The 20,278-nt window shown below is 66.1% G+C and carries 20 protein-coding genes; 11 read left to right on the forward strand and 9 right to left on the reverse strand.

Annotated elements, in window-relative coordinates:
- Positions 1-10: 10 nt before the first annotated feature.
- Complete coding sequence (locus DL238_RS02180; RefSeq protein WP_115490756.1) at positions 11-745, reverse strand: chorismate mutase; 735 nt, start codon at positions 743-745, stop codon at positions 11-13.
- A gap of 564 nt (positions 746-1,309) precedes the next feature.
- Between DL238_RS02180 and ctrA the strand changes: the two genes are divergently transcribed.
- Both ctrA and DL238_RS02190 read left to right on the forward strand, forming a co-directional pair.
- Positions 1,310-2,005 (forward strand): response regulator transcription factor CtrA, encoded by a 696-nt coding sequence (gene ctrA, locus DL238_RS02185; protein ID WP_115490757.1) that lies wholly within the window; start codon positions 1,310-1,312, stop codon positions 2,003-2,005.
- 119 nt (positions 2,006-2,124) lie between these two features.
- Positions 2,125-2,889, forward strand: a complete 765-nt coding sequence (locus tag DL238_RS02190; RefSeq protein WP_234030925.1) for a sulfite exporter TauE/SafE family protein — start codon at positions 2,125-2,127, stop codon at positions 2,887-2,889.
- Here DL238_RS02190 and DL238_RS02195 read toward each other — a convergent pair.
- Complete coding sequence (locus DL238_RS02195) at positions 2,871-4,151, reverse strand: mechanosensitive ion channel family protein (protein ID WP_115490758.1); 1,281 nt, start codon at positions 4,149-4,151, stop codon at positions 2,871-2,873. The genes DL238_RS02190 and DL238_RS02195 overlap by 19 nt on opposite strands.
- A 143-nt stretch (positions 4,152-4,294) precedes the next feature.
- Here DL238_RS02195 and DL238_RS02200 point away from each other — a divergent pair, with 143 nt between their 5' ends.
- Complete coding sequence (locus DL238_RS02200; protein ID WP_115490759.1) at positions 4,295-6,091, forward strand: SLC13 family permease; 1,797 nt, start codon at positions 4,295-4,297, stop codon at positions 6,089-6,091.
- 18 nt (positions 6,092-6,109) lie between these two features.
- Entirely contained in the window at positions 6,110-6,811 is a 702-nt protein-coding gene (gene trmB, locus DL238_RS02205; RefSeq protein ID WP_115490760.1) for a tRNA (guanine(46)-N(7))-methyltransferase TrmB, read from the forward strand.
- Positions 6,812-6,884: 73 nt separating this feature from the next.
- Here the strand turns inward: trmB and DL238_RS02210 are convergent, their stop codons facing one another.
- Positions 6,885-7,517: an outer membrane protein gene (locus tag DL238_RS02210; protein ID WP_115490761.1), complete on the reverse strand. Its 633-nt coding sequence runs from the start codon at positions 7,515-7,517 to the stop codon at positions 6,885-6,887.
- A 190-nt stretch (positions 7,518-7,707) separates the two neighbouring features.
- Between DL238_RS02210 and DL238_RS02215 the strand changes: the two genes are divergently transcribed.
- Both DL238_RS02215 and DL238_RS02220 read left to right on the forward strand, forming a co-directional pair.
- On the forward strand, positions 7,708-8,202 hold the full coding sequence (locus DL238_RS02215; RefSeq protein WP_115490762.1) for a ferritin-like domain-containing protein: 495 nt from the start codon (positions 7,708-7,710) through the stop codon (positions 8,200-8,202).
- Positions 8,203-8,273: 71 nt separating this feature from the next.
- Positions 8,274-8,960, forward strand: coding sequence for an SDR family NAD(P)-dependent oxidoreductase (locus tag DL238_RS02220; protein WP_115490763.1), 687 nt, complete (start codon positions 8,274-8,276; stop codon positions 8,958-8,960).
- Positions 8,961-8,963: 3 nt separating this feature from the next.
- Here DL238_RS02220 and DL238_RS02225 read toward each other — a convergent pair whose 3' ends face one another.
- A complete protein-coding gene (locus DL238_RS02225; protein ID WP_115490764.1) occupies positions 8,964-11,249 on the reverse strand; it encodes an NADP-dependent malic enzyme in 2,286 nt (761 codons plus the stop codon).
- Positions 11,250-11,371: 122 nt separating this feature from the next.
- Here DL238_RS02225 and DL238_RS02230 point away from each other — a divergent pair, with 122 nt between their 5' ends.
- Genes DL238_RS02230 through DL238_RS02240 form a run of 3 tightly spaced genes read left to right on the forward strand, consistent with a single transcriptional unit; the run spans position 11,372 to position 15,189 of the window.
- Positions 11,372-12,085 (forward strand): hypothetical protein, encoded by a 714-nt coding sequence (locus DL238_RS02230; RefSeq protein WP_115490765.1) that lies wholly within the window; start codon positions 11,372-11,374, stop codon positions 12,083-12,085.
- A 59-nt stretch (positions 12,086-12,144) separates the two neighbouring features.
- Entirely contained in the window at positions 12,145-14,742 is a 2,598-nt protein-coding gene (gene mutS, locus DL238_RS02235) for a DNA mismatch repair protein MutS (protein WP_115492724.1), read from the forward strand.
- Positions 14,743-14,790: 48 nt separating this feature from the next.
- Positions 14,791-15,189 carry a YidH family protein gene (locus DL238_RS02240; RefSeq protein ID WP_115490766.1) on the forward strand — a complete coding sequence of 133 codons (399 nt, stop codon included), beginning with the start codon at positions 14,791-14,793 and terminating at the stop codon, positions 15,187-15,189.
- Between the two features lie 19 nt (positions 15,190-15,208).
- Here DL238_RS02240 and DL238_RS02245 read toward each other — a convergent pair whose 3' ends face one another.
- The 5 genes from DL238_RS02245 to gluQRS all read right to left on the reverse strand — a co-directional run bounded on the left by DL238_RS02245 (position 15,209) and on the right by gluQRS (position 18,379).
- Positions 15,209-15,565 carry a hypothetical protein gene (locus tag DL238_RS02245; protein WP_115490767.1) on the reverse strand — a complete coding sequence of 119 codons (357 nt, stop codon included), beginning with the start codon at positions 15,563-15,565 and terminating at the stop codon, positions 15,209-15,211.
- Between the two features lie 188 nt (positions 15,566-15,753).
- Entirely contained in the window at positions 15,754-16,623 is an 870-nt protein-coding gene (locus DL238_RS02250) for a 3-hydroxyacyl-CoA dehydrogenase NAD-binding domain-containing protein (protein ID WP_115490768.1), read from the reverse strand.
- Between the two features lie 88 nt (positions 16,624-16,711).
- A complete protein-coding gene (locus DL238_RS02255) occupies positions 16,712-17,287 on the reverse strand; it encodes a cob(I)yrinic acid a,c-diamide adenosyltransferase (RefSeq protein ID WP_115490769.1) in 576 nt (191 codons plus the stop codon).
- Between the two features lie 18 nt (positions 17,288-17,305).
- A complete protein-coding gene (locus DL238_RS02260) occupies positions 17,306-17,536 on the reverse strand; it encodes a hypothetical protein (protein ID WP_115490770.1) in 231 nt (76 codons plus the stop codon).
- 3 nt (positions 17,537-17,539) lie between these two features.
- The gene (gluQRS, locus tag DL238_RS02265) at positions 17,540-18,379 is read right to left on the reverse strand and encodes a tRNA glutamyl-Q(34) synthetase GluQRS (RefSeq protein ID WP_115490771.1); all 840 of its coding nucleotides are present in this window, start codon (positions 18,377-18,379) and stop codon (positions 17,540-17,542) included.
- 128 nt (positions 18,380-18,507) lie between these two features.
- Between gluQRS and DL238_RS02270 the strand changes: the two genes are divergently transcribed.
- The gene (locus DL238_RS02270; RefSeq protein ID WP_115490772.1) at positions 18,508-19,116 is read left to right on the forward strand and encodes an HNH endonuclease; all 609 of its coding nucleotides are present in this window, start codon (positions 18,508-18,510) and stop codon (positions 19,114-19,116) included.
- A 255-nt stretch (positions 19,117-19,371) separates the two neighbouring features.
- Positions 19,372-20,226 carry a universal stress protein gene (locus tag DL238_RS02275; protein WP_234031599.1) on the forward strand — a complete coding sequence of 285 codons (855 nt, stop codon included), beginning with the start codon at positions 19,372-19,374 and terminating at the stop codon, positions 20,224-20,226.
- Positions 20,227-20,278 lie beyond the last annotated feature (52 nt).

Raw genomic sequence — 20,278 nt, forward strand, 5'->3', positions numbered from 1 at the left:
CCGGACCTGATCAGGCGGCGCGGCGCGCGAGCGGGACGACCCGCTCGATCGCACACAGGTACCATTCGCCCGAATGGGCCAGCGGGCAGACTGCTTCTCCGTGGCCGAGGCGGGTGGCCAGATCGCGCTGCTCCAGCACGGCGAAGCGCCGCTCTTCCGCAAGCCGCGTGTCGGACAGGCGCCCGATGGCGAGCGCGGAGCCCCTGCCCCCTTCGCCGAGCAGGCCGTCGATGATCGTCAGTTCGGGGTCGTCGGCAAGCTGGGTCCACCACCCGCTGTCGTCGATTTCGACCAGCGCGATGGCGTCGCCCGCGCGCGCCTTGGCGATCGCAGCTTCGGGCGAGGTCGTCTGCGTGATCGGCAGCACCGTGCCGAAGCGCGCGCGTGCCATCAGCTGGATCCGGGCCGGATGGCGCGTGGCGCTGAGCGCGATTTCGATCTTGCGCTGAGTCTGGAGGTTGACCGCCATCAGCTCGCGCCAGATCGCGGCGATGCTTTCGCCCGGGATGCGGCGGGTCATGTCGCTCAGCCGGGCGATCACCTGCGCTTCACGCGCGGGCCGCAGCAGCAGTTCGTCCTTGATCCCGTCGCCGGGGCCTTCCGCCGTATCGGCGGCCTTGGCACCGGCGATGGCCGCGGCAAGGTCCAGCCGACGCTCCATCAGGGCAAGCAGTTCCTGGTCGAGCTGGTCGATTTCTTCGCGCAGGCCGTCGATGGCGCGCGGATTGGTGTTGGCAGTGGTCATTAGGCTACTTTCGCTTCGCGGGGGCGCACCGATCATGCGTGGTGCGGCCGCGTTCGTTCTTCTGTCCTGGATGGTGGCCGCTTTATCGCGCAGGGCCTCGCGCCGGTCCCGATACGCCGCTCAGGCGTATCGGCCGCTAAACGAACCGAAGGTATAATAGCCGAGGGAATAGGAGGTGCGCGCCGCGCCGAGCGGTGCGACGGTGTGGGCCGGGGCGGATGCGGGGACGAAACGTTCCCGATGCCTGGTCATCACTGATCACTCCAGAGGCACGAATTGAAACGAAAGTGCTGCCTCGGACACTTTCGATGCAACGAATTATCGCATCGCACACCCTTTCGCAACCTCCGCGATTCCATCGCGTGCCCGCTGTGGCTTTCGGGCAACCCCGCCGCCTTGCAACCATTCGACTCGCGTGCGACCCGCTTCGCCGCAGGTTTGGCCGGATAAAAGTGTTTTACGCGATGTTAACCTTTTCCGTTCAGACCTTGTGTGGTTAATGAAACGCGGCACCTCGAAGGGACGAGGCGCAGCGGCACATCCACTGGGCTAAGGGGGCAACCCATGCGCGTACTGCTGATCGAGGACGAGCCGACGACGGCGAAGGCCATCGAGCTGATGCTGACGACCGAAGGCTTCAACGTCTATTCGACCGACCTGGGCGAGGAAGGCCTCGATCTGGGCAAGCTGTATGACTACGACATCATTCTGCTCGATCTGAACCTGCCGGACATGCACGGCTACGACGTGCTGAAGAAGCTGCGCGTCGCCAAGGTGCAGACGCCGGTGCTGATCCTGTCGGGCATTGCCGAGATGGATTCCAAGATCCGCAGCTTCGGTTTCGGCGCGGACGATTACGTGACGAAGCCGTTCCATCGCGAAGAGCTGGTCGCCCGCATCCATGCCGTCGTGCGCCGGTCGAAGGGCCACAGCCAGTCGGTCATCCGCACCGGCAAGCTGGCGGTGAACCTCGATGCCAAGACGGTCGAGGTCGACAGCGCGCGGGTCCACCTGACGGGCAAGGAATACGCGATGCTCGAGCTGCTTTCGCTGCGCAAGGGCACCACGCTGACCAAGGAAATGTTCCTCAACCACCTCTACGGCGGGATGGACGAACCCGAATTGAAGATCATCGACGTGTTCATCTGCAAGCTGCGCAAGAAGCTGAGCCACGCGTGCGACGGCGAGAATTACATCGAGACCGTGTGGGGCCGCGGCTACGTGCTGCGCGATCCGAACGAGGAGGCCGAGGCGGCCTGAACCCGCCCGGCCCTTACGGGCAAATCGTGAAATAGTTGCGGCGCCGAAGATTTTCTTTGGCGCCGTTTTGTTGTTCCAGACGTAAAGGTGCCGCTTCAACTGCGTAAGGTAGCGCCCGCGTGGACATATTCGGTTTCGATCTCGCCGAAATTCTTCCCTTCATCGCTGTCGGTTTTGCCGCCCAACTGGTCGACGGAGCGCTGGGCATGGCCTTCGGGGTCATCACCAACACGCTGCTGGTCGGCCTGCTGGGCGTGCCGCCCGCGCTCGCCTCGCAGCGGGTCCACCTGGTCGAGTGTTTCACCACCGCCAGTTCGGCGATCAGCCACCTAGTCAACCGCAATATCGACCGCAAACTGTTCTTCCGCCTGCTGATCCCCGGGGTGATCGGCGGCGTGGCAGGCACCACCGTGCTCGCCTCGATCGACGCCGCGGTCATCAAGCCCTTCGTGCTGACCTACCTGGCGGGCATCGGCATCTACCTGCTGGTGCGCGGCCTGCTCTATCCGCCCGTGATGCGCGAGGCGAAGCGCGTCGCCCCGCTGGGCCTGATCGGCGGCTTTCTGGACGCCGCAGGCGGCGGGGGCTGGGGCCCGGTCGTCACCTCCAACCTGCTGATTCAGGGGGCCGAGCCGCGCCGCGTGGTGGGCACGGTCAATTCGGTCGAGTTCTTCCTGACCGTCAGCGTCTCGATCGCGTTTATCTTCCATTTGGGACTGGGCGATTTCGTGGGTGCGACGCTCGGCCTCATTATTGGCGGAGTGGCAGCTGCACCATTCGGTGCGCTCGCCGCGCGACATTTCTCGCCCAAACTGGTGCTGATCCTCGTGGGCATCGTGCTCACCGTGACCAGCGCCTACGGTATCTACACCGCGCTGTCCTGATCGCCGTCTGTCGGGGCGGTCACCGCCTCGCGCCGCTCCCACTGCTTCAGCGTGCGTGGGTGCGACAGCCGGGCGAAGTCGACCCCGCTCGGCTCTTGGAACAGGCGCAGCCCGAATTCCGGCAGGATGGCGAGCAGGTGGTCGAAAATCTCGGCCTGGATGAACTCGTATTCGGCAAACTGCGTGGTCGCAGCGAAGGTGTAGAGCTGCAGCGGCAGGCCCGTCGGCGTCGGCTCGAGCTGGCGCACCATCGTCAGCATGTCCTGGTGGATCTGCGGATGGGTGCGCAGATAGGCCGTCACATAGGCGCGGAAGGTGCCGATATTGGTGATCCGCCGCGCATTGACCGGGTTGCTCTCCCCCGCCATCTCGCGCGCGTTCCATTCGCCCAGTTCCTGCTCCTTGCGGTCGAGATAGTCGCGCAGCAGGCGGAAACGCCGCAGATCCGCCACCTCCTCGTCGGTCAGGAAACGCAGCGTGTTCTGGTCGAGATGGATCGCGCGCTTGATCCGCCGCCCACCCGCATCGGTCATGCCGCGCCAGTTGCGAAAGCTCTCGTTGATCAGCTTGTAGGTCGGGATCGTGGTGATCGTCTTGTCGAAGTTCTGCACCTTCACCGTGTGCAGCGCGATATCGATCACGTCGCCGTCGGCGTTCTGCTGCGGCATCTCGATCCAGTCGCCCACTCGCAGCATGTCATTGGTCGACAGCTGGACCGACGCGACGAGGCTGAGGATGGTGTCCTTGAACACCAGCAGCAGCACCGCCGCCATCGCGCCGAGGCCCGACAGGAGCAGTAGCGGCGACTGTTCGATCAGCGCGGCAATGCCGAGGATCGTCGCGGCGGCGTAGACGAGGATCTTGATGACCTGGAGGAAGCCCTTGATCGGGCGGTTCTTGGCCTCCGGTCGGCGGTTGTAGACCTCGTTGACGTATTTGAGTGCGGTTGTGATCGCGAGCGCGAAGCTCAGCACGATCGTCGCGTTGGCGACATTGGCGACCACGGCTTCGATTTCTGCGGGCAAATACCGCACGAAGACGATCCCGCGCGAAATGATGAGCAGCGGAATCGCCGTGATCAGCCAGCCGACCGCCTTGTCGGGTGTCTTGGTCCGCCGGTCGAGGAAGGGCGCGGCCATGCGCAGCGCGATCTTCTTGAGCGCCAGATTGACGAGGAAGGCGATCAGCAGCAGCAGCGCGACGCCGCCCAGCGCCTGCACCAGCGGGGGTTGGCCGTTCAGCGTGGTGAAGAGTTCCTGCATGGCTTTGGCGCCTAACGCGAACCGGCCGCACGCGTCACCCCCTGAAGCAAAGTGCGTGCGTAGCACGGCCAGCCGAATTCGCTTGGAAAGATCGGGCGTCTCTGCGAATTCGAGGCCTGAAAACCGAACTGCAGGCTGGGCAAATGGCGATACTTTCGGACTACTCGGCCCAGATCGGGCTTGCGCTGCTCCTGCTCACATTCGTCGCCTTCATGCTGGAGCGGCGGCCGCCCGTCGTCATCGCGGTCGTCTCAGGTGCGATCATGCTCGCGCTGGGCTATCTCTCGCCCAAGGAGATGCTGGGCACCTTCTCCAACTCCGCGCCGATCACCATCGCGGCGATGTTCATCCTTTCGGGCGCGCTGCTGCGCACCGGCGCGCTGGAGGAAGTGTCGGGCTGGGTCATCCGCCGGACCATGCAGAGCCCCCGGCTGGCCACCGCCGAGATCGGGCTGGGCACGATCGCCGCCTCGGCCTTCATGAACAACACGCCGGTGGTCATCGTGATGATCCCCGTGGTCAAGAAGCTCGCGCAGGTGCTGAAGACGGGCGCGACGCGGCTGCTGATCCCGCTATCCTACCTGTGCATCCTCGGCGGTACGATGACGCTGATCGGCACCTCCACCAACCTGCTGGTCGACGGCGTGGCGCAGGAGGCCGGGCAGGCGCCCTTCGGCATTTTCGAAATCACCGCGGTCGGCTTCGTCGGTCTGGTCGCGGGTCTTGCCGTGCTGGTGCTGCTGGGCCCGCTGCTGCTGCCCAATCGCGGCCCGCGCATGGGCGACGAGACGCGCGAGAGCGACATCTACCTCACCCACCTGACGCTGATGGCGACCAGCAAATATGTCGGTCGCACCCTGGCGGAGAGCAATATCGGCAGGCGCCCCGGCGTGCGCGTGGTGGCGATCCAGCGCGGGACCGATCTCTACCGCAAGGATCTGGACGCGTTCGAACTGGCGCCCGACGACCAGCTGATCGTCAGCGCCAGCCCCGAGGAAATCACCTCGCTCGCCGAGGCGCCCGATTTTCGCACCGGGCTCGTCGGATTGGGGGGCGGAGTGGAGACCGCGCGCGACAAGCGCCCGGCCGACCTGAAGGTGATCGAGGCGGTGGTGTCCGCCACGCACCCGGTGGTCGGCCAGCGGCTGAAGGAAATCCCGCTGCTCTCGCGCCTGCGGGTCCGCGTGCTCGGCCTTGCGCGCCCGCACCACCTGCCCGGCCCCTCGCTTGGCGAGACGCGGGTGCGCGCGGGCGACCGGCTGCTGATCGCGGCGGGGCCCGACGCGGCGCAGGCGCTGCAGGGCAATGTCCAGCTGACCAATGTCGGCCTCACCACCGCGCAGTCCTTCCGCCGGACCAAGGCCCCGATCGCGATTGCCACGCTGGCCGCAGTGGTGGTGGGCGCGGCGGTGTTCGGCCTGCCGATCGAGGCGCTGGCGGTGGGCGGTGTGGCGCTCGTGCTGGCGACCCGCTGCATCGAGCCGAGCGATGCCTGGGCCAGCCTCGACGGCAGCACGCTGGTGCTGATCTTCGGCATGCTCGCCTTCGGCACCGGCCTCGACAATGCGGGCACGATCGGGCTGATCGTCGATTCGATCCAGCCGCTGCTGGGCGCGAGTTCGCTGCTGGTGCTGATCCTGCTGGTCTATGCGGTCACCAGCACGCTGACCGAGGCGATCACCAACAACGCCATCGCGGTCATCATGACGCCGCTCGCCATCGGGCTGGCCGATGCGGCGGGGCTCGACGCGCGGCCGCTGATCGTGGCGGTCATGTTCGGCGCCAGCGCCAGCTTCGCGACCCCGATCGGCTACCAGACCAACACGCTGGTCTATGGCGCGGCCAATTACCGCTTTTCCGACTTCGTGAAGATCGGCGTGCCGATGAACATCGTCGTCGGCCTGGCCGTGTCCTTCGCCATCTGGATTTACTTCGGCTGAGGCGCTAGCCGCACGGCCATGACCGCATACAAGGATGGCGACCCCACCACGCTGAGCAGACTCTACGGCCGCAGCGTCGGCAAGCCGCTGCGCGCGCGCCAGCAGGCGCTCGTGGACGACCTGCTACCCAAGATCGCCGTGCCCGAGGAAGGCCCGATCACCGCCGAGCGGCTGTTCGGCGAAGATTGCCCGCTGCATTTCGAGATCGGCTTCGGCGGGGGCGAGCATCTCGCCTACCGCGCGGATCTGCTGCCCAACCACGGCTTCATCGGGGCCGAGCCCTTCCTCAACGGCGTCGCGCAGGCGCTGACCCATGTCGAGGACCAGCGGCTCGCCAATATCCGGCTGCACGCGGGCGATGCGCTGCAGGTACTCTCTCGCGTGCCCGACGGCGCGCTTACGATGGTTTACCTGCTTCATCCCGACCCCTGGCCCAAGAACAAGCACGCCAAGCGCCGGATGGTGAACGACGGGCCGGTGCGGATGATCGCGGACAAGCTCAAGCCCGGCGGCGAGTTCCGCTTCGGCACCGATCACCCGGTCTATCTGCGCCACGCGCTTATGGTGATGCGGCGCTTCACGCAGGACTTGGAATGGCAGGTCGATGGGCCGAAGAGCTTCCAGAACCGCCCCTCGGGCTGGTGCGAGACGCGCTACGAGAGGAAGGCGCGCGAACAGATGGGCCACGAGGTGTGGTACTTCCGCTACCGTCGCAGATAAGGGGGCGCAAATAGCGAAAAGGCCGCCCGGTCGCCCGGACGGCCCTTCTCTCACCCGCCCAAGGTTGAAAGAATCAGAAGCGGACGCCGACGCCGGCCACCACCTGATCGGTGGTCACTTCGCCCACGTCTCCGCCGACATCGCCGTAGCGCGAGCGGCGATATTCCAGCCGCGCTTCGAGCGGGCCGGGCAGCTGCACCTGCACGCCGCCGCCGTAGCGCAGGCCGGTCGCGTTTTCCTCGATATCGGCAAAGGACCCGGCGGTGGTGAAGGACCGCGTGTCGAGCGCGGTGTAGCCGAACTTGCCATAGGCGGCGATGCCCGGCGTCACCGCGAAGCCCGCCCGCGCGCCCAGATAGTACTGGCCATTCGATTCGAGCCCGTCGCGGGCCCCTGCGAAGCTGTCGGGAAACTCGGTCGATGCATCGCTGGCCGAATATTCGCCCTCGACGCCGACGAAGGCGCTGCCGAACGACATGTCGTAGCCCGCAGCAATCCCGTAGACCACCGAATCGGCGTCGGCGGTCACGCTGCTATCCTCCGATTCCACGCCGAGGCCTTCGAAGCCCGCGAGAACGCCGACATGCAGCCCGCCGGGCGCGATGTCCTGCTCCGGATCCTGGGCGGCGGCGGGCGATGCCGCGAGCGCTGCCGTGGCGCCGAGGATGGCGCCCACCCTGACGATGCTTGCGATCGATCTGTTCATGCGTGTCCTTTCGCGTGCCTCGATTGGCACTCGCGCGCCTTCTGGACGGACTATGGTTATCGGAGGGTTAACCGGACGCACGACCGGGCGCGTGTCCGCACCCGCTGGTCCGCAGCCTTCTGCGCAAGTCCGGAACGATTGCCGCGTCCTGCGCGCTTCCTTGGTAGACCTTACGAAGGAGAGAAAGATCATGGCCCTCAATACCCTCAAAGACGTTTACATCGACCAGCTGCAGGACATCTACAGCGCCGACCGCCAGTCGCTCGAAGCGACCAAGAAACTGCACGAGCGGGCGAGCGACCCCGATCTGAAGGCAGCACTGAAAGCCGGCGTCGAAGGCATCCAGAGCGGGCTCGACACCCTCAAGCCCATCATCGAAGGCCACGGCGCCAAGCCGACCGGCGAATTCTGCAAGGGCATGGAAGGCATCGTGAAGGAAGTCGACGCGCATGTGATCAACACCGAGTTCGGCGACGATGCGGTGCGCGACGCGATGATCATCACGCAGTACCAGCGCATGACGCATTATGGCCTCGCCGGTTATGGCTGCGTGGTCGCCTTTGCCAAGCGCCTCGGCCTCGATGACGAAGCCGCCAAGCTCAACGAATGCCTCGACAACACCTACGAAGGCGACCGCCGGATGACCGACATCGCGGTCGGCGACGTCAACAAGCAGGCCGCCTGAGGCACACCATCTGCGAACCTTCGCGGGCGTCGGCATGGTCGGCGCCCGCATTGCATTGAGGAGCCATATTCATGAGCGAACCCAAGAGCATTCTCATCATCGGAGCATCGCGCGGCATCGGGCTGGGCCTCGCGCGCGAGTTCGCCAGCCGCGGCTGGCAGGTCACCGCAAGCGAACGCAGCCGCAGCGACGCGCTGCACGAGGCGGGCGAGATCGACATCGTGACCGTCGACGTCACCGAACCCGACAGCTACCTCGGCCTCAAGAACAAGTTCGCCGAGAAATCGCTCGACGCGATCATCGTCAACGCCGGCATCACGGGCGCCGACCACCAGTCCGCCGAAGCCGCGACCGACGAGGAAATCGCGCACGTCATGCAGACCAACGCCTACGGCCCCGCGCGGGTCGGCAAGGCGCTGCTGCCGATGCTGAAGGATGGCGGTACGCTGGCCTTCATGTCCTCGCTGATGGGATCGATCGCCGACAGTTCGGGCGGGTTCGAATTCTACCGCGTGAGCAAGGCGAGCCTCAACATGCTCGCCAAGGGCATCGCCGAACAACAGGCGAAGGCGCGCGACATCGAAGTCCTCTCGCTCCACCCCGGGTGGGTCCAGACCGACATGGGCGGGCCCAACGCCAAGATCACGGTCAAGGAAAGCTGCACCGGCCTTGCCGACGTGGTCGAGAAGGCCGGTGGCCCAAATTCCGGGGGCGGCTACCGCTTCGTCAATTACAAGGGCGAGGAACTGCGCTTCTAGCGCCTATTCGACCACTCCGGCCGCCGCCAGCACCGCCAGCGTCAGCACGTCGGGCACGTTGGCGGTGACCGGCACGATCTGGACGGGCTTTTCCATGCCCACCAGCATCGGCCCGATCGTGGCATCGCCGCCCAGCTCGCGCAGCAGCTTGGCGGAGAGGTTCGCCGATTGCAGGCCGGGCATGATGAGCACGTTGGCGGGGCCCGACAGGCGGCTGAACGGATAGAGCGCCATGACTTTCTCGTTCAGCGCGGCATCGGGCGCCATCTCGCCTTCATATTCGAAACCGGGCTGCTTCTTGTCGAGGATGTGCACCGCGTCGCGGATGTTCTCGAGCCATTTGCCCGGCGGGTTGCCGAAGGTGGAGTAGGATAGGAAGGCGACGCGCGGCTCGTGCCCCATGCGCCGCGCCACTTCCGCCGTCTCGCAGGCGATGTGGGCAAGGTCCTGCGACGTCGGACGCTCGTTGATCGTCGTGTCGGCGAGGAAGGTCGTGTGGTTCTTGCCGACCAGCATGTGGATGCCGAAGGACAACCCGCCGGGCTTGGGATCGAGCACGCGGCCGATCTCGCGCGCGGTCTGCGCGTAGGTACGCGTCAGGCCCGAAATCAGCGCATCGCCATGGCCCAGCGCGACCAGCAGCGACGCGAAGACGTTGCGATCCTGGTTGACCATCCGGCGCACGTCGCGCTCGGTATAGCCGCGTCGCTGGAGCCGCTTGTACAGGAACTCGACCATTTCGGGCACATGTTCGCTGTCGGCCGAATTCTGGATCTCGAAGCTGCCCGGGTCGGATATGCCGAGCATGTGCATCTTGTCCGCCACGGCCTTCGTCCGGCCAACCAGGATCGGCGTGCCGTACCCGAAGTCGCGGAACTGGATCGCGGCGCGCAGCGCCACTTCCTCTTCCGCCTCGGCGAAGACCACGCGCTTGGGATTGGCCTTCGCCTCTTCGTAGACCTGCGTAAGCACCGATGTGGTCGGGTTGAGCCGCGATTTCAGCGCCAGCCGGTAGGCGTCCATATCCTCGATATGATGCTGCGCGACGCCCGACTTCATCGCCGCCTCGGCGACGGCGGACGAAACCTCCTCCATCAGGCGCGGATCGAAGGGGGCGGGAATGATGTAGTCGGTGCCGAACTTGTGGCTTTTGCCATAGGCCGCGGCGACCTCTTCGGGCACGCGTTCGCGCGCGAGGCCGGCGATCGCATGCGCGGCGGCGATCTTCATCTCCTCATTGATCGCGGTCGCCCGCACGTCGAGCGCGCCGCGGAAGATGAAGGGGAAGCCGAGGACGTTGTTGACCTGGTTGGGGTAGTCGCTGCGCCCGGTGGCGATGATCGCGTCGGGCCGCACCGCCTTGGCTTCCTCGGGCATGATTTCGGGCACCGGATTGGCCATTGCGAAGATGATCGGCTTGTCCGCCATCTTCTCCACCCATTCGGGCTTCAGCGCCCCCGCAGCCGACAGGCCGAGGAAGATATCGGCGCCCTCCAGCGCCTCCTCGAGGCTGCGCGCGTCGGTTTCGACTGCATGCGCGCTCTTCCACTGGTCGACGTCCTTGCGGCCCGGATAGATCGGGCCGGAGCGGTCGCACACGATCACGTTCTCGTGCGGCACGCCGACCGACTTGATCAGCGCGGTGCACGCCAGCGCGCTCGCGCCCGCGCCGTTCACGACCATCCGCACGTCCTTCAGATCGCGGCCGGTCAGGTGGCAGGCATTGATCAGCCCGGCGGCGGCGATGATCGCGGTGCCGTGCTGGTCGTCGTGCATGATCGGGATGTTCATGCGTTCGCGCAGCGCCTGCTCGATGATGAAGCATTCGGGCGCGGCGATGTCTTCCAGGTTGATCCCGCCGAAGCTGGGTTCGAGCAGAGCGACCGCCTCGATGAACTTGTCTGGGTCTTCGGTATCGACCTCCAGATCGATCGCATCGACATCGGCGAAGCGCTTGAACAGCACCGCCTTGCCTTCCATCACCGGCTTGCTGGCCAGCGCGCCGAGATTGCCCATGCCGAGGATGGCGGTACCGTTGGAAATGACCGCGACGAGGTTGGCGCGCGCGGTATATTTCGCAGCGTTCGCCGGATCGTCGGCGATCGCCTGCACGGGCGATGCCACGCCGGGCGAATAGGCGAGGCTCAGGTCGCGCTGGGTCGCCATCGGCTTGGACGCGATGATCTCGATTTTCCCGGGCCGTCCGCTCTCGTGATAGAGCAGCGCTTCGCGCGCCTCGAAGCCGGAGTTGGCTCCGCCATTCGATCCCTTATCGCTTTCGTCAGCCATTCGCGCCCTCGTTGTTCTGCTTGTGCTTCGCCCTAGCCGTCACCTTCCGACAGTCAAAGACTCAATCCTGAAGGGAGTACTGCCGGCTTGACGACGCGCCGCCGCAGGATAGCAATCCCCGCATGGCCCCAAACGATCCCGAGTCGGACGCCGCGCAAAGCAGGATCGCAGCGCTGGAGGCGCGGCTCGATGCGATCGAACGGCTGGGCTCGCACGGGGGTGTCGTGGACCGCATCCTGCGTTACCTGCCGTGGCTGGCGATCGGCAACCTGGTGGTCGGAATACCGGCGGTCGCCATCTCGCTCTCGGTCGCCTATTTCGCCTTCGTTCAGGCCAATGCGACCGACAAGATGCAGGTCGCAGCCGTCTGGCCCAGCGTCAGCTACATCACCTCCAATCAGGGCGCGGAGGATGGCGCACCGGGGCCGATCCGCATGGCGCTGGCCAATAGCGGCGTGGGCCCGGCGATCGTGCGCGGGCTGCAGGTCGAATACGAGGGCAAGCGCTACGTCGGTTTCGAGGATCTTCTGCGCGCCTGCTGCGCATCCCCGGGCGAATCGGTGTCGACCGGGATCGGATCTATCAACGGCGAAGTGCTGCGCCCGGGCGAGGAAGCGATGTTCGCTATGGTCATCCCGGACGGAACGCCGCCCGAGGTTTTCGAGCGGTTCAACCGCGAACGCCTGCGGTTCAAGATAAGCCTTTGCTATTGCTCGGTATTCGACGATTGCTGGGTCGAAAGCTGGGACCTCGACCAGCCCAAACCGGTCGACCAGTGTCCCGCCGACTGGGTCCAGTATTCCGGTTTTCCCCAAGGGCCGCTCGAGGAGCGATGACCCCGCGCCGCTGACCCGGTAAAGCCCCACTCCCGATGGCCGCGAGCAAACCCACCCCGATGATGGAACAGTACCACGCGCTGAAGCGCGAGGCGGGCGAGTGCCTGCTGTTCTACCGCATGGGCGACTTCTTCGAGCTGTTCTTCGACGACGCCAAGGTCGCCGCCGGGGTGCTCGACATCGCGCTGACCAGCCGGGGTGAAAGCGGCGGCGAATCCGTGCCGATGTGCGGCGTGCCCGTCCATTCCGCGGATGGCTATCTCGCCCGCCTGATCCGCGCGGGCCACCGCGTCGCCATTGCCGAACAGGTCGAGACGCCCGACGAGGCCAAGGCGCGCGCCAAAGCGGAGGGTAAGCCCTCGTCCAAGGTGCTGGTCGCGCGCCAGATCATCCGCTTCGTCACCGCCGGCACGCTGACCGAGGATGCCCTGCTCGAGCCGCGCCGCGCCAACCGGCTGGCAGCGGTGTGCGACGTGCGCGGGCGCATGGGGATCGCGGCCTGCGACATCTCGACCGGGCGGATGGAGCTGGAAGAGGCCGATGCGGGCGGGCTGTCCGCCGCGCTGTCGCGCCTCGGCGCCAGCGAGATCGTGGCGCCCGAGGACTGGGCCATGGCGCCGGACGAGGCCACTTTGCGACCCGCGTCGGACTTCGCGAGCGAGCGCGGGCGGAAGCGGTTGCAGGACCTGCACGGCGTTTCCACGCTCGACGCGTTCGGCGATTTCTCGCGCGCCATGCTGGCCGCGGCGGGCGGTCTGCTCGCCTATCTCGAACATGCCGGGCGCGGCGCGATGCCGTTCCTCCTGCCGCCGACGGTCAATGCGAGCGATGCGCTGATGGCGATCGACGAGGCCAGCCGGACCAGTCTCGAGATCACTGCGACGCAGGCCGGTGCCCGGGCGGGCAGCCTGCTGGGTACGGTCGATCGTTGCGTGACGAGCGCGGGCGCGCGGCTGCTTGCCGAAGACCTGTCCGCCCCGCTCGCCCGCAAGCCCGCGATCGATGGACGCCTCGCGCTGGTGCGCTTCTTCCACGAGGATCCGATCCTGCGCAGCGACACGCGCGAAGCATTGCGTGCGATCCCCGATATCGCCCGCGCGCTGGCGCGGCTGGTCGCGGATCGGGGGTCTCCGCGCGATCTCGGCCAGGTGCGCGACGGGCTGGCGCAGGCGCGTATGCTCCATGCCAGCCTCTCGCGGTTGCCCGATCTTCCCGCGCTGCTGACGGAACTGCTGCCTCGATTGACCGGGCACGCCGGGCTGGTCGACGAGCTGGGTCGCGCGCTGGTCCCGTCTCCGCCGACCGAGCGCAGCAATGGCGGCTTCATCGCCGAAGGCTACGACGCCGCGCTCGATTCGCTGCGCGAGACATCGGGCAATGCGCGCCGCGCGATCGCCGCGCTCGAGGCGGGCTACCGCAAGGAAACCGGCGTCTCCTCGCTCAAGATCAAGCATAACGGCGTGCTCGGCTATTTCATCGAGGTGCCCGCGCGCCACGGCGATGCGCTGATGGCGCCCGACAGCGGCTTTACCCACCGTCAGACGATGGCGAATGCGGTGCGGTTCAACTCGCTTCACCTGCACGAGGAAGCGAACCGGATCGCCGAGGCAGGCGGCCGCGCACTCGCCGCCGAGGAAGCGCATTTCGAATCGCTGGCCCAGCTGGTCGTCGAGGCGCGCGAGGCCATCGCCCGCACCGCCGACGGGCTGGCCCGGATCGACGTGGCGGCAGGACTGGCAGAGCGTGCGGCGGAGGGCGACTGGTGCGCGCCGCAAATCGAGGATGCGCCCTGCCTCGATATCGTCGCCGGGCGACATCCGGTGGTCGAAGCGGCTCTGGCCAAGGCGGGTGAGCGGTTCGTGCCCAATGATTGCGGTCTCGACGATACCGGCCGCCTGTGGCTGATCGGCGGGCCCAACATGGGAGGTAAATCGACCTTCCTGCGCGCCAATGCGCTGATCGTGCTGCTGGCGCAGGCGGGCAGCTACGTGCCCGCGCAAAGCGCGCGGATCGGGCTGGTCGACCGGCTGTTCAGCCGAGTGGGCGCGAGCGACAACCTGGCGCGCGGTCGCTCGACCTTCATGGTCGAAATGGTCGAGACCGCAGCGATCCTCGCGCAGGCGACTCCGCGCAGCTTCGTCATCCTCGACGAGGTCGGGCGCGGCACCTCGACCTATGACGGGCTGGCATTGGCCTGGGCGGTGGCCGAGGCGATCCACGAACAGAACCGCTGCCGCTGCCTCTTCGCGACGCATTACCACGAGCTCGCGCGGCTGGCCGAGACCTGCGAGGCGCTGTCGCTCCATCACGTGCGCGCCCGCGAATGGCAGGGCGATCTGGTGCTGCTGCACGAAGTCTCGGAAGGCCCCGCCGACCGCAGCTACGGCCTTGCAGTCGCGAAGCTGGCGGGGGTGCCCGCAGGCGTGGTCGACCGGGCGAGCGCGGTGCTCGCAAAGCTTGAGCGTGGGCGTGAGGAAACCGGCGGACTTGCGGCGGGTCTCGGCGATCTGCCGCTGTTTTCCGCCGCTTTCCAGGCGGAAGAGGATGCATGCGACACGTTGCGCGAAAAACTCTCCGCACTCGATATCGACGCGCTGTCTCCGCGCGAGGCGCTCGACATGCTGTACGAATTGAAGCGCGAAGCGGGCGAAAGCTAACCTTAGCTGGATTTGCCATCGGGCGCAGGGCCGCTAGGTTCTTCTTTCATGGCACAGGACGATCCCCCCCAAGATCCGGACAAGAGCACCCAGTGGGCCGAATTCCGGACCGACCTGGCGGAGGACCGCAACATCATGGCGATGGAGCGGACCTTCGCGGGCTGGATGCGCACCGCCTTCGCCGCGATCGGTATCGGGCTGGGCTTCCGGGCGCTGTTCGGCAGCTGGGACCCCGCGTGGATGCCCAAGGTGATCGCGACCGCGTTCATCCTCGGCGGCGGCTGGCTCGCGATCACTGCGGAGCGGCGCGCGTGCAAGACACTGGCGCGTCTGAGCACGCACGAGTTCGAGCCGATCCCGACCCCCAATTTCCGCGTCATGGCGTATGGGGTCGCGATCGGCTCGCTCGTCGTCACCGTCGGTCTGTGGGTGCTGGTGGAAGGCTGAGATAGCCTTCCGGCAAAGCTCAGGTTCCGTCGCCGCGCAGGCCATCGGGCTTGGACGGCTTGCCGTACTTGTCGACATTGTCGTCGTGGTTGGGCTCGCCCGCATAGGCCGACATGTCGACCGTGTTGCCCCGCTCCATCTGGTTCATGTGATCGACCACGTCCTGCGCGTCGGGCGCGGTCAGGCCGCTGGGCGCATGGTCGCTGTTGGTGCCGAGGATCGAAGTCGAGACGTTCTGCGCCTGGTCGGACACGGTCTGCGCCTGCTCGTAGGACCCGACCTGCTCCGAATTCTCGTTCTCGGGTGCCAGCTCGTCGGTCTGGCGACGCTCGCCGTCGAAATCGGAGGGCAGCTCGTTCTTGTTCTTGTCGTTCATGGGGAATCTCCTTTCCTCATGAACGGGCGGGGGGTTTGCGCGGTTCCGGGGGGAGGAGGAGTCTTCGTCGCGGTGCCTGCGGGTCATCTTTGTTCGGTACCGGCCCGCACCCCCGCCCGGCCAACCCACAGCATAATAACGATGGGTTGGCCGGGCGGGGGTGTGGGCTGGTACCGAATTCCAAAAAACTAACGCGTGGGCACCGGCTCATCGCCCGAATAGTCGTAGAAGCCGCGGCCGGTCTTGCGGCCCAGCCAGCCGGCTTCGACATATTTCACCAGCAGCGGCGCGGGGCGGTACTTGGTGTCGCCGGTGGTCTCGTGCAGCACGCGGATGATGTCGAGGCAGGTGTCCAGCCCCACGAAATCGGCCAGCTGCAGCGGGCCCATCGGGTGGTTAAGGCCGAGGCGGCAGCCAAGGTCGATATCCTCGATGCTGGCGGTCGACTGGCCCAGCACGAAGACCGCTTCGTTGATCATCGGCAGCAGGATGCGATTGACGACGAAGCCGGGCTCGTCCTGCGAGAGGACCACTTCCTTGCCCAGATGATGCGCGAGGGCGATCGTGCGGTCGGTCACGTCCTTGTCGGTCGCGAGGCCCGGGATCACTTCGATCAGGCCCATCACGGGCACCGGATTGAAGAAGTGCAGCCCGATGAAGCGCGCGGGGTCGGGCGACCAGTTGGCCATCCGCGTGATCGGGATCGAGCTGGTATTGCTCGCCATGATCGCGCCCTGCGCCAGATGCGTGCCCGCGTTCTCGAAGATCGCCTTCTTGATCTCCGCCTTCTCGGTCGCGGCTTCGATGATCATGTCGGCTTCCGCCATCGGTGCGACATCGGCGACCGGCTTGATCCGGGCGAGCGCGGCGTCGGCATCGGCGGCCTCGATCTTGCCCCTGGAGACCAGCTTGCCGAGTCCCTTCTCGATCCGCTCGCGCGCCTGTTCGGCAATGGCGAGTTCGCGATCCGTCAGCAGCACGTCGATCCCGTTCTGGGCGATGGTCTGCGCAATCCCCGAGCCCATCTGGCCCGCGCCGATGACACCGATGGTTTTCATGACTCTTTTCCGTCCTTCGCAATTGCAGCAAAGGTGTCGGCTAGCGATCACCGACGCGCATGGCTAGAGGTTAGTTTTATTATGCAAGCTAGCGGTTGGCGCCCGGGACCCACGTTACGTCGGTGCGGCCTTCATCATTGGCGAGGCGCGCGTGGCAGAACAACAGGTCCGACAGGCGGTTGATATATTGCAATGCCGCAGGGTTCACCGGCTCATGCTGCGCCAGGTCGGTCATCGTGCGTTCGGCGCGGCGGACCGTGGCGCGCGCGACGTGCAGCCGCGCCGCTGCCTCGCTCCCGCCGGGGAGCACGAAACTGGTCAGCGGTTCGAGTTTTTCGGTCGCGGCATCGATCGCACGCTCCAGCCATTCGACCTGCGCGGGCACGACGCGCAGCGCCATGTCGCCCGGCTCGAACCCTTCGGCGTCGAGCGCGCCCTTGGGCGTCGCCAGATCCGCGCCGAGATCGAACAGGTCGTTCTGGATGCGCCGCAAATCGCCGGCATCGTCGAGCGCCGCGATCGCGAGGCCGAGCGCGCTGTTCGCCTCGTCGACCGCGCCGATGGCGGCGATCCGCGCGGCATGCTTGGGCGTGCGGCTGCCATCGACCAGCCCGGTCGTGCCGTCGTCGCCGGTGCGGGTGTAGATCTTGTTGAGCTTGACCATCGGGGCCCGATGGCCGGGTTACTGCGACACTGCAAGCAGGATGGCGACCACCAGGATCGCCAGCCCCTGGTACTTGATGCGGTCGAACATCGCCTTGTTCTGCATCATCTGCATCTCGGTCACGGTTTCGCCCGTATTGTTTTCCAGGTCGATCTTGGTGGTCTTCAGGAAGGCGATGATCCCGCGCACGAGCGAGACCACGACCATGATCGAGAGAAGGACGATTGCGATGATAAGAAGTGCGGTCATGAGCTAGATGTGGGTGTTACCCAATGAAATGCCACATGGCCATTGTGCGGTACGCAGTTTTTCCGCCCAGCCGCGCCCGTCCCCGCCCCGTTCGCGGTAATCCGCGATTGCAGGCGATCCGCGCCGCTTGGCGAGCTTGCGCCCGTTCTCGTCCAGCAGCAGCGGATGGTGGTGCCAGCGCGGCACGGGCAGGTCGAGCAGCGCCTGGAGCAGCCGGTGGATATGCGACGCGTGAAACAGGTCCTGTCCGCGCGTCACCAGCGTCACGCCGTCGGCCGCATCGTCGAGCGTCGCCGCAAGGTGGTAACTGGCGGGCAAATCCTTGCGCACCAGCACGACATCGCCGAATTCGCGGGGGTCGGCATGCTGCCCGCCCGCGAGCGCATCGTGCCACGAGAGATCCTGCCCGGGACGCGCCAGCGCGCGGTCGAGATCGAGCCTGAGTGCGGCCGGCTGCGCAGGATCGAGCAGGCGCCCCTTGCAGGTGCCCGGATAGATCGCGCCGTCGGGCCCCATGCGCGGCTCCAGCGCCTCGATTTGCCTGCGCGTGCAGGTGCACGGATAGAGCAGCCCTTCGTCGAGCAGGTGCCGCGCCGCCGCGCGATAGGTTTCCAGCCGCGTGCCCTGCGCGGGCACTTCTTCCCATTCGAGGCCCAGCCATTCGAGATCGCGGCGGAACTCGTCCGCCAGCTCCGGCCGGCTGCGCGGCCCGTCGATATCCTCGATCCGCAGCACGAAACGCCCATCCGCCTCCTGGGCCAGATCGTGCGCGATAATGGCCGAATATGCATGGCCCCAGTGCAATGGGCCATTGGGGCTGGGGGCGAAGCGGGTGACGATCATGACTCGACGCTCTTAACCCGCAAAATGCCCGACTCGCCAAAAAGGATTGTGGAAAGCCGATTTGTAACAGGCTTGACGCTTTTGCAGGCAAGTGGTCCTTTCATCGCATCAGGGAGGACACAAGCGAAGTGTTCAAGGCCGATCTGATCGAACGCGCGGCCCAGTTCCGCAGCGCAGATGAAGACCCGACGAGGAATTTGTCGGCATGCCCGACACTTGTTCTCAACGCGGACTATACGCCGCTGTCCTATTACCCATTGTCGATCTGGCCGTGGCAGACCGCGATCAAGGCGATCTTCCTCGAACGCGTGGACGTGGTGGCGAGCTACGAGCGCGAGGTGCATTCGCCATCGCTCGACATGAAGCTGCCATCCGTGATCGCGCTCCGGCAATTCGTGAAGCCGTCCGAGTTTCCCGCCTTCACCCGCTTCAACCTGTTCCTGCGCGACCGCTTCACCTGCCAGTATTGCGGCAGCCCCAGCCACCTGACCTTCGACCACGTCGTCCCGCGCCGCCTCGGCGGGAAGACCACGTGGGAGAACATCATCACCGCCTGCGCGCCGTGCAACATGAAGAAGGGCGGGCGCACGCCCAAGCAGGCCGGGATGAAGCTGATGCTCGAGCCGATCCGGCCGACCAGCTGGCAGCTGCAGCAGCACGGCAAGAGCTTCCCTCCCAACTACCTCCACGAAACATGGCGCGACTGGCTCTACTGGGACATCGAGCTGGAGGAGTAGGCGCCGCGGTGGCACACCGACCGGGGTGTTTTTCGAAACACCGCATGCTGATTTATCCTTTTGGAAGCAGCGGTTCGACTGCGCCGGCGCAACCTTCGGTGTCACCTTAGCGCAATGTCCGGGCTGTGTGCGAAAGCGAGCCATCGGCGCATGCCTCGCATGGCGGTCGGACTGTAGGACAGCGAAATCATGCCGCGAGCTGCGGAGGTTTTCGGCCTCCCGGTACCCTTGAGCCCGCATTTCGAGTAGCGTAATTTGCGCCGTCGAAGGAGAAAACCGCTGGCACAGCATCCCATCCTTGTTGCAACCGACTTCGAACCCCGCTCCGACCGCGCGGTGGATCGCGCCGTCCGGCTCGCGCGCGACACCGGGCGCGAGCTGGTGGTGGTCCATGCGGTCGAGGACCCGGACATCGCCCAAACCGGGCCTTCGCTGGAGGACCGCGTGGCCTCAGTCATGCCGGCGAATGCGGGCAAATATCGCTGCCTGTTCCCCGAAGGCTCCGCCCCCCGCGCGATCGCGCAGGCGGTGGAAGACGAAGACGCCTTCTGCCTCGTCATCGGTGTGGCGCGCTACAATTCGGTGGGCGACTTTTTCCTCGGCACGGCGGTCGACCTGCTGCTGCGCCGCTCGCCCTACCCCGTGCTGGTCGCCAAGGAGCGGCCGCGCGCGGCTTACGAGCACATCGTCATCGGAACCGACCTGTCCGATGCATCGAAGCGCGGCGTGGAGGCGGCGGTCCGCATGTTCCCGCAGGCGCAACTGCACCTCGTCCATGCATTCCACGTGCCCTACGAGGCATGGCAGAACGCGGAATATGTCCGCGACGAACTGGAATCCTCGGCGCAGGAAAAATGCGACGGCTTCACCGAGCAGCTGGACGTGTCCCCGGCATGCCGCGCGAAGATGACGATCGAGCTGGTCGAAGGATTGCCGCTCACCGCCATCAACAAGACGATCCGCAAGTATGACGCGCGTCTGTGTGCGCTGACCTCGCATGGCTACGGCGGCCTGCGCCAGGCGCTCATCGGCAGCACGGTGAGCGATCTGCTGAAGACCCTCACCGTCGATACGCTGGTGATCCACCCGGAGCACGAGAGCGGGGATTAGGACGGGGCGCGGGTCGTCATTCCGAGGAGCGCAGCGACGAAGCCATCCATGG

Source organism: Alteriqipengyuania lutimaris (assembly GCF_003363135.1).
Lineage (GTDB): Bacteria > Pseudomonadota > Alphaproteobacteria > Sphingomonadales > Sphingomonadaceae > Alteriqipengyuania > Alteriqipengyuania lutimaris.